The organism is Pseudomonas poae (genome assembly GCF_001439785.1).
GTDB classification, from domain to species: Bacteria; Pseudomonadota; Gammaproteobacteria; order Pseudomonadales; family Pseudomonadaceae; genus Aquipseudomonas; species Aquipseudomonas poae.
This window is the reverse complement of sequence record NZ_JYLI01000009.1, coordinates 78,426-92,239: the sequence shown is the minus strand read 5'-3', so window position 1 is coordinate 92,239 and position 13,814 is coordinate 78,426. Positions and strand designations below refer to the sequence as shown.

At 60.4% G+C, this 13,814-nt stretch carries 16 protein-coding genes; 7 read left to right on the top strand and 9 right to left on the bottom strand.

Annotated features, from left to right (window positions below):
* Window positions 1-180: 180 nt before the first annotated feature.
* Window positions 181-1,107, top strand: a complete 927-nt coding sequence (gene tal, locus TU75_RS12680) for a transaldolase (protein WP_003235196.1) — start codon at window positions 181-183, stop codon at window positions 1,105-1,107.
* A 108-nt stretch (window positions 1,108-1,215) separates the two neighbouring features.
* On the opposite strand, the gene rssC is transcribed toward tal, so the two are convergent.
* Both rssC and rssB read right to left on the bottom strand, forming a co-directional pair.
* Window positions 1,216-1,698: an anti-sigma factor antagonist RssC gene (gene rssC / locus TU75_RS12675; RefSeq protein ID WP_060549112.1), complete on the bottom strand. Its 483-nt coding sequence runs from the start codon at window positions 1,696-1,698 to the stop codon at window positions 1,216-1,218.
* A complete protein-coding gene (rssB, locus tag TU75_RS12670; RefSeq protein WP_003235192.1) occupies window positions 1,698-2,879 on the bottom strand; it encodes a two-component system response regulator RssB in 1,182 nt (393 codons plus the stop codon). The genes rssC and rssB overlap by 1 nt, the downstream gene beginning before the upstream one ends.
* A 277-nt stretch (window positions 2,880-3,156) precedes the next feature.
* Here rssB and TU75_RS12665 point away from each other — a divergent pair, with 277 nt between their 5' ends.
* Complete coding sequence (locus TU75_RS12665; protein ID WP_003235190.1) at window positions 3,157-3,453, top strand: PilZ domain-containing protein; 297 nt, start codon at window positions 3,157-3,159, stop codon at window positions 3,451-3,453.
* 60 nt (window positions 3,454-3,513) lie between these two features.
* On the opposite strand, the gene TU75_RS12660 is transcribed toward TU75_RS12665, so the two are convergent.
* The gene (locus TU75_RS12660; protein ID WP_003235188.1) at window positions 3,514-4,203 is read right to left on the bottom strand and encodes an MlaA family lipoprotein; all 690 of its coding nucleotides are present in this window, start codon (window positions 4,201-4,203) and stop codon (window positions 3,514-3,516) included.
* A gap of 195 nt (window positions 4,204-4,398) precedes the next feature.
* On the opposite strand from TU75_RS12660, the gene pcrP reads away from it, so the two are divergent.
* Together pcrP and TU75_RS12650 are read left to right on the top strand one after the other, a co-directional pair.
* Window positions 4,399-5,007, top strand: a complete 609-nt coding sequence (gene pcrP / locus TU75_RS12655; RefSeq protein WP_060549111.1) for an HAD superfamily inactivated hydrolase PcrP — start codon at window positions 4,399-4,401, stop codon at window positions 5,005-5,007.
* A 110-nt stretch (window positions 5,008-5,117) separates the two neighbouring features.
* Window positions 5,118-5,384, top strand: coding sequence for a DUF4404 family protein (locus TU75_RS12650; RefSeq protein WP_060549110.1), 267 nt, complete (start codon window positions 5,118-5,120; stop codon window positions 5,382-5,384).
* 52 nt (window positions 5,385-5,436) lie between these two features.
* On the opposite strand, the gene queF is transcribed toward TU75_RS12650, so the two are convergent.
* The 5 genes from queF to TU75_RS12625 form a co-directional block, all read right to left on the bottom strand.
* Entirely contained in the window at window positions 5,437-6,267 is an 831-nt protein-coding gene (queF, locus tag TU75_RS12645) for an NADPH-dependent 7-cyano-7-deazaguanine reductase QueF (RefSeq protein WP_015371531.1), read from the bottom strand.
* 66 nt (window positions 6,268-6,333) lie between these two features.
* Window positions 6,334-6,846, bottom strand: coding sequence for a copper-resistant cuproprotein CopI (gene copI / locus TU75_RS12640; protein WP_060549109.1), 513 nt, complete (start codon window positions 6,844-6,846; stop codon window positions 6,334-6,336).
* Window positions 6,847-6,870: 24 nt separating this feature from the next.
* On the bottom strand, window positions 6,871-8,115 hold the full coding sequence (locus TU75_RS12635; RefSeq protein WP_060549108.1) for a lipoprotein-releasing ABC transporter permease subunit: 1,245 nt from the start codon (window positions 8,113-8,115) through the stop codon (window positions 6,871-6,873).
* A 62-nt stretch (window positions 8,116-8,177) separates the two neighbouring features.
* A complete protein-coding gene (lolD, locus tag TU75_RS12630) occupies window positions 8,178-8,861 on the bottom strand; it encodes a lipoprotein-releasing ABC transporter ATP-binding protein LolD (protein WP_167325114.1) in 684 nt (227 codons plus the stop codon).
* Window positions 8,862-8,868: 7 nt separating this feature from the next.
* On the bottom strand, window positions 8,869-10,119 hold the full coding sequence (locus tag TU75_RS12625) for a lipoprotein-releasing ABC transporter permease subunit (RefSeq protein WP_060549107.1): 1,251 nt from the start codon (window positions 10,117-10,119) through the stop codon (window positions 8,869-8,871).
* Window positions 10,120-10,213: 94 nt separating this feature from the next.
* Here TU75_RS12625 and TU75_RS12620 point away from each other — a divergent pair, with 94 nt between their 5' ends.
* Both TU75_RS12620 and TU75_RS12615 read left to right on the top strand, forming a co-directional pair.
* Entirely contained in the window at window positions 10,214-10,792 is a 579-nt protein-coding gene (locus tag TU75_RS12620; protein WP_015371530.1) for a PilZ domain-containing protein, read from the top strand.
* A 44-nt stretch (window positions 10,793-10,836) separates the two neighbouring features.
* Window positions 10,837-11,559 (top strand): glycerophosphodiester phosphodiesterase, encoded by a 723-nt coding sequence (locus tag TU75_RS12615; RefSeq protein ID WP_015371529.1) that lies wholly within the window; start codon window positions 10,837-10,839, stop codon window positions 11,557-11,559.
* 42 nt (window positions 11,560-11,601) lie between these two features.
* Here TU75_RS12615 and sthA read toward each other — a convergent pair whose 3' ends face one another.
* Window positions 11,602-12,996, bottom strand: a complete 1,395-nt coding sequence (gene sthA, locus TU75_RS12610) for a Si-specific NAD(P)(+) transhydrogenase (RefSeq protein ID WP_003235170.1) — start codon at window positions 12,994-12,996, stop codon at window positions 11,602-11,604.
* 214 nt (window positions 12,997-13,210) lie between these two features.
* Between sthA and TU75_RS12605 the strand changes: the two genes are divergently transcribed.
* Window positions 13,211-13,744 (top strand): chalcone isomerase family protein, encoded by a 534-nt coding sequence (locus TU75_RS12605; RefSeq protein ID WP_060549106.1) that lies wholly within the window; start codon window positions 13,211-13,213, stop codon window positions 13,742-13,744.
* The last annotated feature ends 70 nt before the right edge of the window (window positions 13,745-13,814 follow it).

Sequence of the window (13,814 nt, the reverse complement as noted above, 5' to 3'; positions counted from 1 at the left end):
GGCATCTGATAATCGGGTTGAACCTGACATGGATTACGGCCTCCAAACCTCTAGCAGGACCCGCCATTCAAACGGCGGTTTTCAGGTTGTTGCCCTCGCAAACGATCGAACGCATTTGCGCCCTTGAGCGCCTGCAGGCGCTCGGGTAATGTCATCAGACCCATAGGACAGAGCACGCTCATGACTTCCAAGCTGGAACAACTCAAGCAATTCACCACCGTGGTAGCCGATACCGGCGATTTCTCCACCCTCGCCAAGCTCAAGCCGCAAGACGCCACCACCAACCCTTCCCTGCTGCTCAAGGCCGCGTCGATCCCTGGCTACGCCAAGCTGCTGGACGAATGTGTGCAGGACTGCAACGGCGATGTCGGCCTGGCAAGTGACCGTTTTGCGGTAGCGGTGGGTCAAGAGATTCTCAAAGTGGTGCCGGGCCGTATTTCCACCGAGGTGGACGCCCGTCTATCATTTGACACTGATGCCGTGCTCAAGCGCGCGCACCGTATCATCGATCTGTACGACAAAGCCGGCGTTGGACGCGACCGTGTGCTGATCAAGATTGCCTCTACCTGGGAAGGCATTCGCGCCGCCGAGCAGTTGGAAAAAGAAGGCATCCAGACCAACCTGACGCTGCTGTTCTCGTTTGCTCAAGCCGTGGCCTGCGCCGAGGCCGGGGTGTTCCTGATTTCGCCGTTCGTGGGTCGTATCTACGATTGGTACAAGAAGGCCAACGGCAACGACTACACCGGCTCCGATGACCCGGGCGTGCAGTCGGTCACGCGCATCTACAACTACTACAAGGCCAATGGCTACAAGACCGTAGTGATGGGCGCAAGCTTCCGTAATCTGAGCCAGATCGAAGAGCTGGCAGGGTGTGATCGCCTGACCATCAGCCCGGACCTGCTGGAGAAGCTGGCGGCCGATGAAGGCAAGCTTGAGCGTAAGCTGTCGCCAGGGCACGCCGGGGAAGCGCGGGTGCACATGACTGAAGCGCAGTTCCGTTGGGAGTCCAACGAAGATGCGATGGCGACTGAGAAGCTGGCGGAGGGGATTCGTCAGTTTGCTCGCGACCAGGAGAAGCTGGAAGCGTTGTTGACGGCCAAGCTGTAAAAACGGGCGTCAGCAAAAAGGGCGGCACCTGTGAGGGTGCCGCCCTTTTTTGTGATCGCTGATTCCAAGCCGAACTGCCACCGTTGGATTGGGTTTCAGCGCTGGGGCTTAGTGGCGTTCCAGCGCGTTGACCAGGTCGTGGAAGGCTTCGCGGTTGGACTCGTTGAGCCCCATCAGGATCTTGTGCGCTTCCAGCACTTTGATCCGCACGATCTCTTCGGACTGGTCCTGGGACGGCAGATCGGTGAGGCATTCCGGGCAAGGGATGGGGCGGTCGACGATATTGAACACCTGGTCGAAGCCCATGGACTGCAGCAGCCGGGTGATATCGTCGTGGGTAGTGACGACAGTGGGCAACAGGCCAACCTTCTGCCGCGACAGAATGGACAGCTTGGCCAACAGCCCTAGCGTAGTGCTGTCGATGCTGCGGGTTTCGGTCAGATCGATCACGATCGCCGAGAAGTTCAGCGCAGTGAAGATCCGCTCAATCGTCGCATCCAGCGCTGAACACAAGGTCAGGCGCACTTCACCGACAAATTTGAGGACGAAGGTTCCGTCCTGCTCGGCGAATTGGATTCTTCCGGTACTCATCAAAGATTCCTGCTCAACACCAGTAGGGCGATATCATCCGGCATCTCCCCCAGCGTGGCCAATCCAAAAACCTGCCGCAGGCCATCCAGGCTGCCGCCCGCTGACTTGACCTTCTGGGGCAAGGCAGCTTCTTTCTCTTTGAGTGTAGGCTCTGGAAGAAGATCCAGGATGCCGTCGGACATCAGCGTGAGGCTGAATGTCGGCGGCAGTTCCAGGATGTGGTCTTCGTAGGTGGCTTCATTGAACAAGCCCACCGGCAGACCACGGCCTTCCAGGTAACGCACACTGTCTGGAGTGTATAGAACAGGCATCGGCAGGTGACCGCCAATACTGTAGGTCAAAAGACCGGTTTCTTCATCGATCACGCCGCCCACCATCGTCACGTGCTTGCCCAGCTTGCAGCTGATCAGGCCCCGATTGATGTGACCCAACACCTGCGAAGGGGTGAACTCCGGCAGCGTGCCATTGCGCTTGGACTCGAACAACAGCCGTGTAGTCATGAACTTCAACAACACGGTGACAAACGCAGAGGAAGCCCCGTGGCCGGAAACGTCGGCCAGGTAGAACGCCACACGCCGCTCATCTACACGAAAATAGTCGACGAAATCCCCCGACAGGTACAGCGAAGGGATGATCTGGTGGGCGAACTGAAAGTCGTCGATGGTCCAGGGGCTCACCGGCAGCATGTTCATCTGCACCTGGCGACCGGCGTTCTGATCTTCCTGGAGCAGGTTCAGGCTGGCTTCGAGTTCGCGGTTGGCGGTTTCGAGCTTTTCGCGGTAGCGCAGGTTTTCCTGCAGCAGGCGCGCACGGTCGAGGGCGCGGCGCACCGAGTGCTCCAGCACGGCCAGATCTTCCAGGGGCTTGATCAGGTAATCAGCGGCACCCAGCCGCAAGGCCTCGACGGCGTCGTTCATCACACCGGCGCCGGATACTACGATCACTGGCGTCTGCGGCGCGCGCTCGGACACCTGGCGAATCAGCTCGAGGCCGCCCATCTGGGGCATGCGCAGGTCGCAGATCACGAGGTCGGGCTGGTCGCGCTCGAACACCTGGAGACCCTGTTGGCCATTGCTGGCCTGCAGGACGCTGAAGCCACTGTCTTCCAAATAGGCCGCGAGGCTCGCGCGCACTACTTCGTCGTCATCGATTATCAGCAGCGTGGCACTGGTTTTTTGCATGTGGGCAAACGGCGCCAGAATTAGGTTGGCGTAGGCAGCGCGACAATGGCCGGGCTCACACTACTGGATTCGCTTTCTAGCCTCTCTGTCCTACAAAGCACGGGCGTTTTGCCCACGCACAACTGTAAAGCAGAGGTGCCCTTCTAAGGCGCAGACGGTACTCCCATCCGTCAGGGGTTTCAAGCTCACGCCGATGGTCGCCGAGCCTCTTTACACCGCAAATCACCGGGAGTTATAAGAACAGCTACCACCACAACACAAAGTAAGGATGGAAGCTGTGAGCGAACACGAGCGCGACTACGCTGAAAAACGCGATTTCATCCGCATGCGAGTGGATGCCGATGTGTCGTTGATCCACGCCGGGCAGGAAATTGCCGGGGTTTGCGTGGACCTCTCCAGTTCCGGCATGCAGGTGCAGGCACCTCCCCAGTTCAATGTCGGTGACCAACTGACCGTACGCATCGACTCGGAGCACGCCGCCCTCAAGGGCCTGGAGGCCGATACCGAAGTGGTATGGGCCAAGACGGAAGGCGAGGAACAGCAACTGGGGCTCAAGATCCTGAAGATGCGCTAAACCGTTGCGCACAAAAAAGGCGACCATCTGGTCGCCTTTTTCGTTTCAAAACGTCTCGACTTAGAAGTCGTCGACCACCTTGCCGTCCTTGACCTTAAACTCGCGGTTCTGCAGGTAAGCGTTACGAATAAAGGTGTATTTGTCGCCGGTGATCAGCTTTTCGCTGTCGAGCAGGCTGGCGCGGGTATCGACCAGGTTCAAGCCAAAGACGCTGTTGCGCCAGTCGATGTCATTCATGTAGCGGTACGGCGAGGTGTAGCTGTCGACGTATTTGGACGGCGCATCACGCAAGGTGCTCGGGCCGAGCAGTGGCAGCATCACGTAAGGACCGCTGCCCACGCCCCAGTAACCGAGGGTCTGGCCGAAGTCTTCATCGCTGCGCTGAAGGCCCATTTTGGTGCCGACGTCGACGAAGCCCAGCACGCCGAAGGTGGTGTTGACCAGCAACCGGGCGGTGTCCACGCCGGCGTTGTGCGGCTTGAGCTGCAGCACGTTGTTGGCGAGGTTGCCAACATCGCCGATGTTGCGGAAGAAGTTGTGCACGCCGTCCTGCACGAATTGTGGAGTGATGAACTGATAGCCTTGGGCGATTGGCCTGAGGGCGTAGGTATCAACGGTGTCGTTGAAGGTGAAGATGGGGCGGTTGACGCTTTCCCATGGATCATCTTCCGATGCAGCCTGTGCAGCAAACGGTACGAATAGTACGGTGGCACACACCGACAGCTGAGCGAAGTACTGGCTCCAGCGCATAGCTTTTGCTCCTTGAATGATCTGTCATGGGCGCTATGCCCTGAATTTGGCCGTCAGTATATGACGGAAGTGCCGATTTAGGCAGCTACATGGAAACGTCTTACAAAAAATGCGTAAATTTCTCACAATCAGCCTCGGTGTCATTTACTTGTCATGCCGACTCGATAGCGTCAGAGCTATTTCAGGGATGTTCTGATGCCACATGCCGAGATTGCCGTCGCCGCCGCCCCGTCATTGACTGCCGTGCTATTTGGTCTGAGTGGGTGCCTGGTGGACTTCGGTTCCCAGGCGCGCAGCGACGCGCCGGCTTCCGATTCCCAAGCCACCCCCGGCGCACTGAACAGTCTGCGCAGCCTGAAGGAACAAGGCGTGCCCTGCGCCTGGCTGGATGAACTGCCACCCGCAGTGACCGCTCCCCTGGCGGCCACGCTGCCCGCCTGGCTGAAGGCCACATCGCCCTCCTCCATTCGCTGGCCCGCGCCCCATGCGTGCTGGCAAGCCTTGATGGAGCTGAACATCGAACGCCTGGAAGGCTGCGTGCTGGTCAGCGGCGAGCCGCGCCTGCTGCAATCGGGCCTCAACGCTGGCCTGTGGACCATCGGGCTGGCCTCCTGTGGCTCACTGTGCGGCCTGGCGCCCGCGCAGTGGCAGGCACTCACCGAGCAGCAACGCGAACAAAAGCGCGGCAAGGCCACCATCGCCCTGTATGGGCTGGGTGTGCACTCGGTAATCGACCACCTCGGTGAACTCGGCACCTGCCTGGCGGACATCAGCCTGCGCCGGCTCAAAGGCGAGAAGCCCTGATCGAGAGCATGCACGGCGGGCCGCAGTGGATTAATCTACCGATCAGCCCGTAGACCTTTCGCGGCGCGCCGCGGTCTATGCCAGTGCCTATCGATAAAAGGAAGAACACCATGCCTGCCCGCGAAAAACTGCAAGAACAGGTCAACATTCTGCGCGAGCAACTGGAACAGGATCCGCCACTGTCGGCCGAAAAGCGTGAAGCGCTGGAAGCCCTGCTTGCCAAGTTTGAAACGCAACTTGGACTTGACCCGGCCACTCAGACGCCGAGCATTTCCGACGACGTGAATCAGGCGGCCATCGAGTTCGACGCCGATCACCCGGTTATTTCCGGGACCCTGCGCAACATCATGATCACCCTGGGCAACATCGGCATCTGACTCAGACACAACACCCTCTGTGAGAGGGGCTTGCCCCCTCCCACATTTGACTCTACTGACGCGCCAGGCGCACGTTCTGGAACGCCACCTCCTCAGTGCTGCGATACGGGTTGATATCCAGCCCGCCACGGCGCACATAGCGCGCATACACCGTCAACCTCTCAGGCTTGAGCAAGCGCTGCAGGTCCAGGAAAATCCGCTCCACGCACTGCTCATGAAAGTCCGAATGCTGGCGAAAGCTCACCAGGTATTCCAGCAGACTGGCGTGATCGAGCGCCGCACCGCGATAGTCCACCACCACGCTGCCCCAGTCCGGCTGGCTTGTAACCGGGCAATTGGATTTGAGCAGGTGGCTGTGCACGCTCTCCTCCACCACGCGCGAATCGTCGCAGCGCAGCAGTTCCGGGCGCGGATGCTCGTAGCTGCTGACGCTGATATCCAGCGCGTCGATGCACACGCCCGGCAACGCCATTACACCTTCGGCCTCGACCTCGGCCAGGCTGCGGATCCGCACGCTCACCGGTTTGCCGGCGGCAAAGCTCAGGTCGTTGTGCAGCGTGGCTTGCAGGTCCTGGGTGTCGGCGAATGCGGTCTGGTTCAACGAGTTGAGGTACAGCTTGAAGGATTTGGATTCGATGATGTTCGGCGAGTCGGCCGGGATGCTGAATTCGCCGATGGCCACCACTGGCTTGCCCGACGGCAACAACCAGGACAGTTCGAAACAGTTCCAGAAGTCCACGCCCTTGTACGGCAGCGTCTCGGCGCTCAGGCCCAGCTCGGCCCACTTGGCGGCGCGCGGAATCGGAAACAGCAATGAAGGGGTGTAGGTGCTGATGTATTCACTGGACTTGCCCAGCGGTGAGTGTTCGGCGGCGGGATGCATGACGGAAACCTGGCTAAATAAACCGCGCCAGTCTACCAGCCTTTGCGCCCGCCCTTAATCATCGCCTCACTCAACGGTCAGCTGGCCGACCATGCCCGCCTGATAGTGACCCGGCAGGTTGCAGGCGAACTCAAGGCCGGTGGCCTTGGCGAAGGTCCAGGTCAGCTCGGCGGTTTTACCCGGCTCCACCAGCACGCTGTTGGGGTCATCGTGTTTCATCGCGCCATGGCCCATGGCAGCATGATCCATCTTGGCCATACCCGTGGACGTGAGCATGCCGCTGGCCAGCATCTGCAACATTTCCTTCTGATGCTCGGCATGCATCGCCGCGTCGCCCAGGTTGAATTCGTGGAGCAACTGGCCTTTGTTGACCAGCACAAAGCGCACGGTCTCACCGGCCTTCACATTCAGGGACTTGGGCGCGAAGGCAATGTCCTGCAGGGTCACTTCGACACTGCGCGTGGCTTTATCTGCCGCAGCCGGATGACCAAAGGCGTAGCCGTGCGCCGCATCGGCCAGCGCTTCGACACTCAACGCCATCAGGCAGCCCGCCAATAACAAGGATGTACGCAAGCTCATTTCAACGCTCCCATCATGATCGAATCAGGAATATCTCAAGGCATGCGCCGGCTCGATTTTCGCCGCTCGGTACGCCGGGTACAGCGTCGCCAAAAAGCTCAACACAAACCCCGCCGTGCAAATCAGCAGCACGTCCCCACCTTGCAGCTCCGAGGGCAGGTTGCTGACAAAATACACATCAGAACTGAAGATATGCTGCCCGCTCACTCGCTCCAGCCAGCCCACCAGCGCGCTCACATTGAGCGCGGCAATCACCCCCAACACGCCGCCGATCAGGGTGCCGACAATTCCGATCACCGTGCCCTGCACCATGAAGATCGCCATGATCTGCCGTGGCGTGGCGCCGATGGTGCGCAAAATCGCAATATCCGCGCCCTTGTCGTTCACTACCATGATCAGGGTGGCAATGATATTGAACGCCGCCACGGCGACGATCATCAGCAACAACAGGCCGATCATGGTCTTTTCCATCTTCATCGCGCTGAACAGGCTGCCCTGGGTGTGGGTCCAGTCATCCGGCTTGTAGCCCGAGCCGAGGCTGGCGGCGATATCGGCCGAGACGTTGGGCGCTGCGTAAAGATCCTTCACTGCCAGGCGCACGCTCTGCACCTGATTGGGTTGCCAATGCTGGATCTCGGCGGCGTCGGCCATATGGATCAACGCCATGGAGCCATCCAGCTCGGCGCCGACCTTGAAGATACCCACCACGTTCAAGCGTTGCATGCGCGGGGTGATGCCGCCGGGGGCGGTGCTTATTTCAGGCACGATCAGGGTCAGTTTGTCGCCCACGTTCAAGCGAAAGCGCCGCGCGGTGATGTCGCCGATCACCACGCCGAACTCGCCGGCCTTCAAGTCGTCCAGCTTGCCGCGCACGATGTGCTGGGCCACGATCGACACCTTGCCTTCCTGCGCCGGGTCGACGCCGCTGATCTCGATCGGCTGCATGGCGCCCTTGTAGGAAAACATGCCGTCCATCTGGGTGAAGGGTACGGCAGCGGTCACTTCAGGGTTCTTCATCGCCGCCGCCGCCACCGGCCGCCAATCGTCCATCGGCTTCACGCCGACGATGGTAGCGTGGGGCACCATGCCGAGGATGCGTGAACTCATTTCACGCTGGAAACCATTCATCACCGAGAGCACCACGATCATTGCCAGCACACCCAGGGCGAGGCCGATCATCGAGGTCATCGAGATAAACGAGACAAAACGATTGCGGCGCTTGGCGCGGGTATAGCGCGTGCCGATGAAAATCGATAACGGTCTGAACATTAGCGGGCACCGTCTGAAAAAATGAAAAAGCCCGGTACGTGAAGCACCGGGCCTGAAACAGGTCAGATGGCGACCAGATGACCTTCCTGCAGGTGCAGCACGCGGTCCATCTGACGGGCCATGCTCATGTCATGGGTCACCACCAGGAATGCGGTGCGCATCTGGGTGCTCAGTTCCAGCATCAGGTCCTTGATGCCCTGGGCGGTGTGGGAGTCGAGGTTGCCGGTAGGCTCGTCGAGCATCACCAGGCCCGGGTTGTTTACCAGCGCGCGGGCAATCGCCACACGCTGGCGCTCGCCGCCGGACAGCTCGGCAGGCTTGTGCTCCAGGCGATGGCCGAGGCCGACGCGCTCAAGCAACGCCTTGGCGCGCTGGCGTGCTTCGGGAATCGCGGTCTTGCCGATCAGCAGCGGCATGCACACGTTCTCCAGCGCGGTGAATTCCGGCAGCAGGTGGTGGAACTGGTACACAAAGCCCAGCGAGCGGTTGCGCAACTGGCCACGGGCCTTTTCGCCGAGGGCCGACAGTTCTTCACCCGCCAGCCAAACGCTGCCTTTGGACGGCGTATCGAGGCCGCCCAGCAGGTTGAGCAAGGTACTTTTGCCGGAGCCGGAACTGCCGACGATCGCCACGCGCTCGCCCGGGTGCAGTTCAAGCTGCAGGTTGGACAGCACCACCACCGACTCCGGGCCTTCCTCGTAGGATTTGCCCAGGTTGCGGCAGCTCAGGATTGCTTTTTCACTCATGCCCGATTCACTCATAACGTAAGGCCTGTGCTGGCTGGGTACGTGCCGCGCGCCAGGCTGGATACAGGGTGGCAAGGAAACTCAGGACCAACGCGGCGCCGCCCACCATCAACACGTCCTGGGCCTGAACCTGCGACGGCAGGTAGTCGATAAAGTAGACGTCGGCGTTGAGGAACTTGTGACCGAGCACTTTTTCCAGCGCGGCAATCGCGGCGCTGACATTGAGTGCGGCCAGGATCCCGACCGCCGTGCCGATCAGGGTGCCAACGACGCCGATCACGGTGCCCTGCACCATGAAGATCGCCATGATCTGCCCCGGCGTGGCGCCGAGCGTACGCAGGATCGCAATATCGCCCTTCTTGTCGTTCACCACCATCACCAGGGTGGAGATGATATTGAACGCGGCCACGGCGACGATCAGCAGCAACAGCAGGCCGATCATGGCTTTTTCCATGCGGATGGCCTGGTACAGGTTGCCGTGGGTGCGAGTCCAGTCGCGGGCGTAGTACTCGGACTCACCCAGGTGCTGGGCGATTTCCCAGGCGCCGCGCGGTGCGTCGAACAGGTCGTTGAACTTGAGGCGCAGGCCTTGTACCTGATCCGGCTGCCAGCGATGCAGGCGCGCAAGATCGGTGAGGTTGGTGAGGCCCAGGTAACCGTCAATCTCGCCGGCGCCGACGTGGAAGGTGCCGATCACGGTAAAGCGCTTCATGCGCGGGAACATGCCGGCCGGGGTCACGGTCACTTCCGGCGCGACGAAGGTCAGCTTGTCACCGACACCCACACCGAGCTTGGCCGCAGCCTTGTCGCCGATCACGATGCCGAAACTGCCGGGGGCCAGGTCGTCAAGTTTGCCCTGCAACATGAACTTGTCGATGATCGACACGTTGCGTTCCTGGGCAGGGTCGACGCCATTGAGCAGGATTTTCTGCACCTTGCCGTCATGGGTCAGCAAGCCCTGCATCTGCGTAAAGGGCGCTACGGCCAGCACCTTGGGGTTCTGCTTGACCTTGGCGGCCAGGCTTTGCCAGTCGCTGATCGGCGCATCGCCCTCGATGGTGGCGTGGGGCACCATGCCCAGCACGCGGGTGCGCATCTCATGATCGAAGCCGTTCATGACCGACAACACCACGATCATCACGACCACGCCCAGGGCGAGACCGATCATCGAGGTCAGGGAAATGAACGACACAAAATGATTGCGACGCTTTGCACGGGTATAACGCGTGCCGATAAATACGAAGAGAGGTCTGAACATGTCGGGGCTTGTTCGGAGGAAAAGAAGACGTCCCGGTGGCGGGGGCTGGTCAGCAGCTTTACACTCAGACCATTGCCGCTAACTGGGGTTCGCCATGTCGACATTAGATGAAGAAGAGCGCCGCGAATACTACCGTATCGACGACATGATCGCACTTCAAATCAAAACCTTGTCGGCCCCCGAAGCGGCGGGCAAGGAAGTGTTGCTGGATGATTCACCGCTGTTCAACCTGCTCAGCGAACTGCACCTCAGCGAATTCGAAGCCCAGCACCTGCTGCGTCAGCTGAGCGAGAAGGATCGCACCCTCGCCGCCTTCCTGCGCGTGCAGAACAAACGCCTGGACCTGCTCAGCCAGATCATGGCGCGCGGCCTGCTCGATGAAGTCGGCGCGCCGCAGCCGGTAATCATCTCCGAAGGCGGCATCGACTTCCATCACCCTGCCCCCCTGACAACCGATTCGCACCTGGCGGTCAAGCTGGTGCTGATGCCCCAGGCGCTCGGCCTGCTGCTGCGTGCGCGGGTCACCCACTGTACGCCACAGGGCGACGGCTTTGAGGTGGTCACGGAATTCGAATCCATGACCGATGCCCAACGCCAACTGCTGGCGCGCTACATCCTGCAGAAACAGGCCCAGGAACGCCGCCTGGCGCGAGAACAAAGCGACGACTTCTGAATGCGTATTCACACCGTCAGCAACGCTGGCGCAAAGGAGCAACTGTGACCCTGATTTACGGCCATCGCGGTGCCAAAGGCGAAGCACCGGAAAACACCCTGACCAGCTTTCAGGAATGCCTCAAGCACGGCGTACGTCGCTGCGAACTGGACCTGCACCTGTCCATGGACGGCGAGCTGATGGTCATCCACGACCCGACGCTCAAGCGCACCACCGACCGGCGCGGCAAGGTGGTCGAGTATTCAGCGGCGGATCTCATGAAAATGGACGCGCGCAAAGGCGGACCCGGCTGGGTGAAGCCATGCCCGATCCCGCGCCTGGAGCAATTGTTCGAACAGTGCGACTTCGATCACTGGCAACTGGAAGTCAAAAGCGCCTCGCGCACCCGCGCCGCGACTACGGTACTGGCAATCCGCGAGATGGCGGTACGTTTCGGCTTGATGGACAAGGTCACTGTCACCTCAAGCTCGCGGGAGGTGTTGAAAGCAGCAGTGGACCTCACCCCGGACCTGTCACGCGGGCTGGTGGCCGAGTACGCCTGGCTCGACCCGTTGAAGGTCGCGCACAACTACGGTTGTGAGTACCTGGCCTTGAACTGGACGCTGTGCACCCCCGAGCGGCTGGAAAAAGCCCAGCGCCAGGGTTTGCACGTGTCGGTGTGGACGGTCAACGAACCTGCGCTGATGCGCAGGCTCGCCGACTTCGGCGTAGATAGCCTGATTACAGACTTTCCCGGTTTGGCCACTGCCACCCTCGGGAATTACTGAAATCGGTCTCCCCGGCCGGCTCAGGCCACCGGCCGGAGCCGCTCAAAAAAGCCGGTTGAGGCCGTCGTAGGCCGCTACGCGATAGGCTTCAGCCATGGTCGGGTAGTTGAACGTGGTGTTCACGAAATACTTGAGGGTATTTTGCTCACCCGGCTGACTCATGATGGCCTGGCCGATGTGCACGATCTCCGAGGCCTGGTAGCCGAAGCAATGCACGCCGAGCACTTCCAGCGTCTCGCGATGAAACAAAATCTTCAGCATGCCCTGAGGCTCACCGGCAATCTGCGCCCGCGCCATGCTCTTGAAGAACGCCTTGCCCACTTCGTAAGGCACCTTGGCCTTGGTCAACTCGTGCTCGTTCTTGCCGATCGAGCTGATCTCGGGAATCGTGTAGATCCCGGTCGGCACGTCGTTCACATAGCGCCAGCTGCCGTTGTCGATAATGCTGCCGGCGGCCGAACGACCCTGGTCGTGCGCCGCACTGGCCAGGCTCGGCCAACCGATCACGTCACCGGCGCCGTAGATGTTGGGCACGCAGGTGCGGTAGTTCTCATCCACTTCGATCTGGCCACGGCTGTTGACCTTGACCCCGATGTTTTCCATGCCCAGCTTGTCGGTGTTGCCGGTACGGCCGTTGCACCACAGCAAGGCGTCGGCCTTGATCTTCTTGCCGGACTTGAGGTGCAGGATCACCCCATTGTCCAGGCCTTCGACCCGCTCGTACTCTTCGTTGTGACGCACGGTGATGTTGTTGTTGCTGAAGTGGTAGCTCAACGCCTGGGAGATTTCCGAGTCGAGGAAGCTGAGCAACTGGTCACGGTTGTCCACCAACTCGACCAGCACACCCAGGCCGCTGAAGATCGAGGCGTATTCACAGCCGATCACGCCGGCGCCATAGATGATCAGCTTGCGCGGGGTATGGCCCAGGCTCAGGATGGTGTCGCTATCGTAGATACGCGGGTGGTGGAAATCGATGTCCGCCGGGCGATACGGGCGCGAACCGGTGGCGATGATGATGTGCTTGGCCACCAGTTTTTCGACCACGCCATTGGCGCAGACCACTTCGACGGTCTGCTCGTCGGCGAAGCTGCCGGTGCCGAAGAACAGGTCGACGCGGTTACGCGCATAGAAGCCGGTACGCGAGGCCACTTGTTTGGCAATGACTTTTTCGGCGCTTTTCAACACGTCCGGAAAAGAGAACCAGCGCGGTTCGCCAATCGCCCGGAACATCGGGTTGGTGTTGAACTGCATGATCTGGCGGACCGAGTGACGCAAGGCCTTGGACGGGATGGTGCCCAGGTGGGTGCAGTTGCCGCCGACCTGGCGACGGCTGTCGACCATCGCCACCTTGCGCCCCGCTTTCGCGGCGTTCATTGCCGCGCCTTCTCCAGCCGGGCCGGAACCCAGTACCACCACGTCGTAGTTGTAGACAGCCATGCGTACTCCTCAGAACAGGCCAGGCGTACGATTGGACGCCTGGCTAAATCATGCCGCGGCCAGCGGTCATGAAGGACAATTTGGCTCAAGTGTGTGAACCGGGGCACAGTCTATAGAAGGCTCACCGCCGCGCACATTAACCCTTGGTCGCGTCGTAGGCCAGTCTTGCCATACTACAGCACCCACATCAGCGCTGAATTCAGGAAAGGCCATTATGCGACAACTCTTTATCTGCTTGATGCTCATGCTGTCGATCACCGCGCACGCCAACGACGCCGACCGGCTCAGGCAAGCGGCTTTCCCGCCGCAGGTCGAGGGGCTGGCGCTGAAAAACCAGGCGGTGCTCAATTATCTCTGGGCAGACGTGTATGCGGCGGCGCTGTATGCCTCACCGGACTCAAGCGCCAGACAAGCCTGGGACCAGCAGAAAGCGCTGCGCCTGGAGCTGTATTACTTTCGCGACATTGACCGCAATGATGTGATCAAGGCAGCCACGGCTACGCTGGAGCGCCAGCAGGCCAGCACCCGGTTAAAACCGGAGCTTGATAAGTTGCACGCCAGTTTTCGGAATATTCGCAGCGGTGATCGCTATGCACTGGACGTTCGACCGGGACGGGGATTGAACCTGGAGATCAACGGCAAGGTGGTGTTCAGCAGTCGCGATGAGGCGTTGGCGAAGGCCTACCTGGGCATCTGGCTGGGGCCCAAGGGGTTGTCCGACAGTCTGCGTAGCAAGCTGCTGAATTGAAGGCCTCATCGCAGGCAAGCCAGCTCCCACACTTGAATGCATTCACCCATCAATAGGTGGGAAGAGGCTT

Excerpts from the sequence above, each read along its gene's own strand:
- queF (WP_015371531.1), bottom strand. The coding sequence starts at position 6,267 with ATGCATCCCGCCGCCGAACACTCACCGCTGGGCAAGTCCAGTGAATAC.
- TU75_RS12605 (WP_060549106.1), top strand. The coding sequence starts at position 13,211 with ATGCGACAACTCTTTATCTGCTTGATGCTCATGCTGTCGATCACCGCG.
- copI (WP_060549109.1), bottom strand. The coding sequence starts at position 6,846 with ATGAGCTTGCGTACATCCTTGTTATTGGCGGGCTGCCTGATGGCGTTG.
- tal (WP_003235196.1), top strand. The coding sequence starts at position 181 with ATGACTTCCAAGCTGGAACAACTCAAGCAATTCACCACCGTGGTAGCC.
- TU75_RS12625 (WP_060549107.1), bottom strand. The coding sequence starts at position 10,119 with ATGTTCAGACCTCTCTTCGTATTTATCGGCACGCGTTATACCCGTGCA.
- TU75_RS12660 (WP_003235188.1), bottom strand. The coding sequence starts at position 4,203 with ATGCGCTGGAGCCAGTACTTCGCTCAGCTGTCGGTGTGTGCCACCGTA.
- lolD (WP_167325114.1), bottom strand. The coding sequence starts at position 8,861 with ATGAGTGAAAAAGCAATCCTGAGCTGCCGCAACCTGGGCAAATCCTAC.
- pcrP (WP_060549111.1), top strand. The coding sequence starts at position 4,399 with ATGCCACATGCCGAGATTGCCGTCGCCGCCGCCCCGTCATTGACTGCC.
- rssC (WP_060549112.1), bottom strand. The coding sequence starts at position 1,698 with ATGAGTACCGGAAGAATCCAATTCGCCGAGCAGGACGGAACCTTCGTC.
- TU75_RS12620 (WP_015371530.1), top strand. The coding sequence starts at position 10,214 with ATGTCGACATTAGATGAAGAAGAGCGCCGCGAATACTACCGTATCGAC.
- TU75_RS12635 (WP_060549108.1), bottom strand. The coding sequence starts at position 8,115 with ATGTTCAGACCGTTATCGATTTTCATCGGCACGCGCTATACCCGCGCC.
- rssB (WP_003235192.1), bottom strand. The coding sequence starts at position 2,879 with ATGCAAAAAACCAGTGCCACGCTGCTGATAATCGATGACGACGAAGTA.
- sthA (WP_003235170.1), bottom strand. The coding sequence starts at position 12,996 with ATGGCTGTCTACAACTACGACGTGGTGGTACTGGGTTCCGGCCCGGCT.
- TU75_RS12650 (WP_060549110.1), top strand. The coding sequence starts at position 5,118 with ATGCCTGCCCGCGAAAAACTGCAAGAACAGGTCAACATTCTGCGCGAG.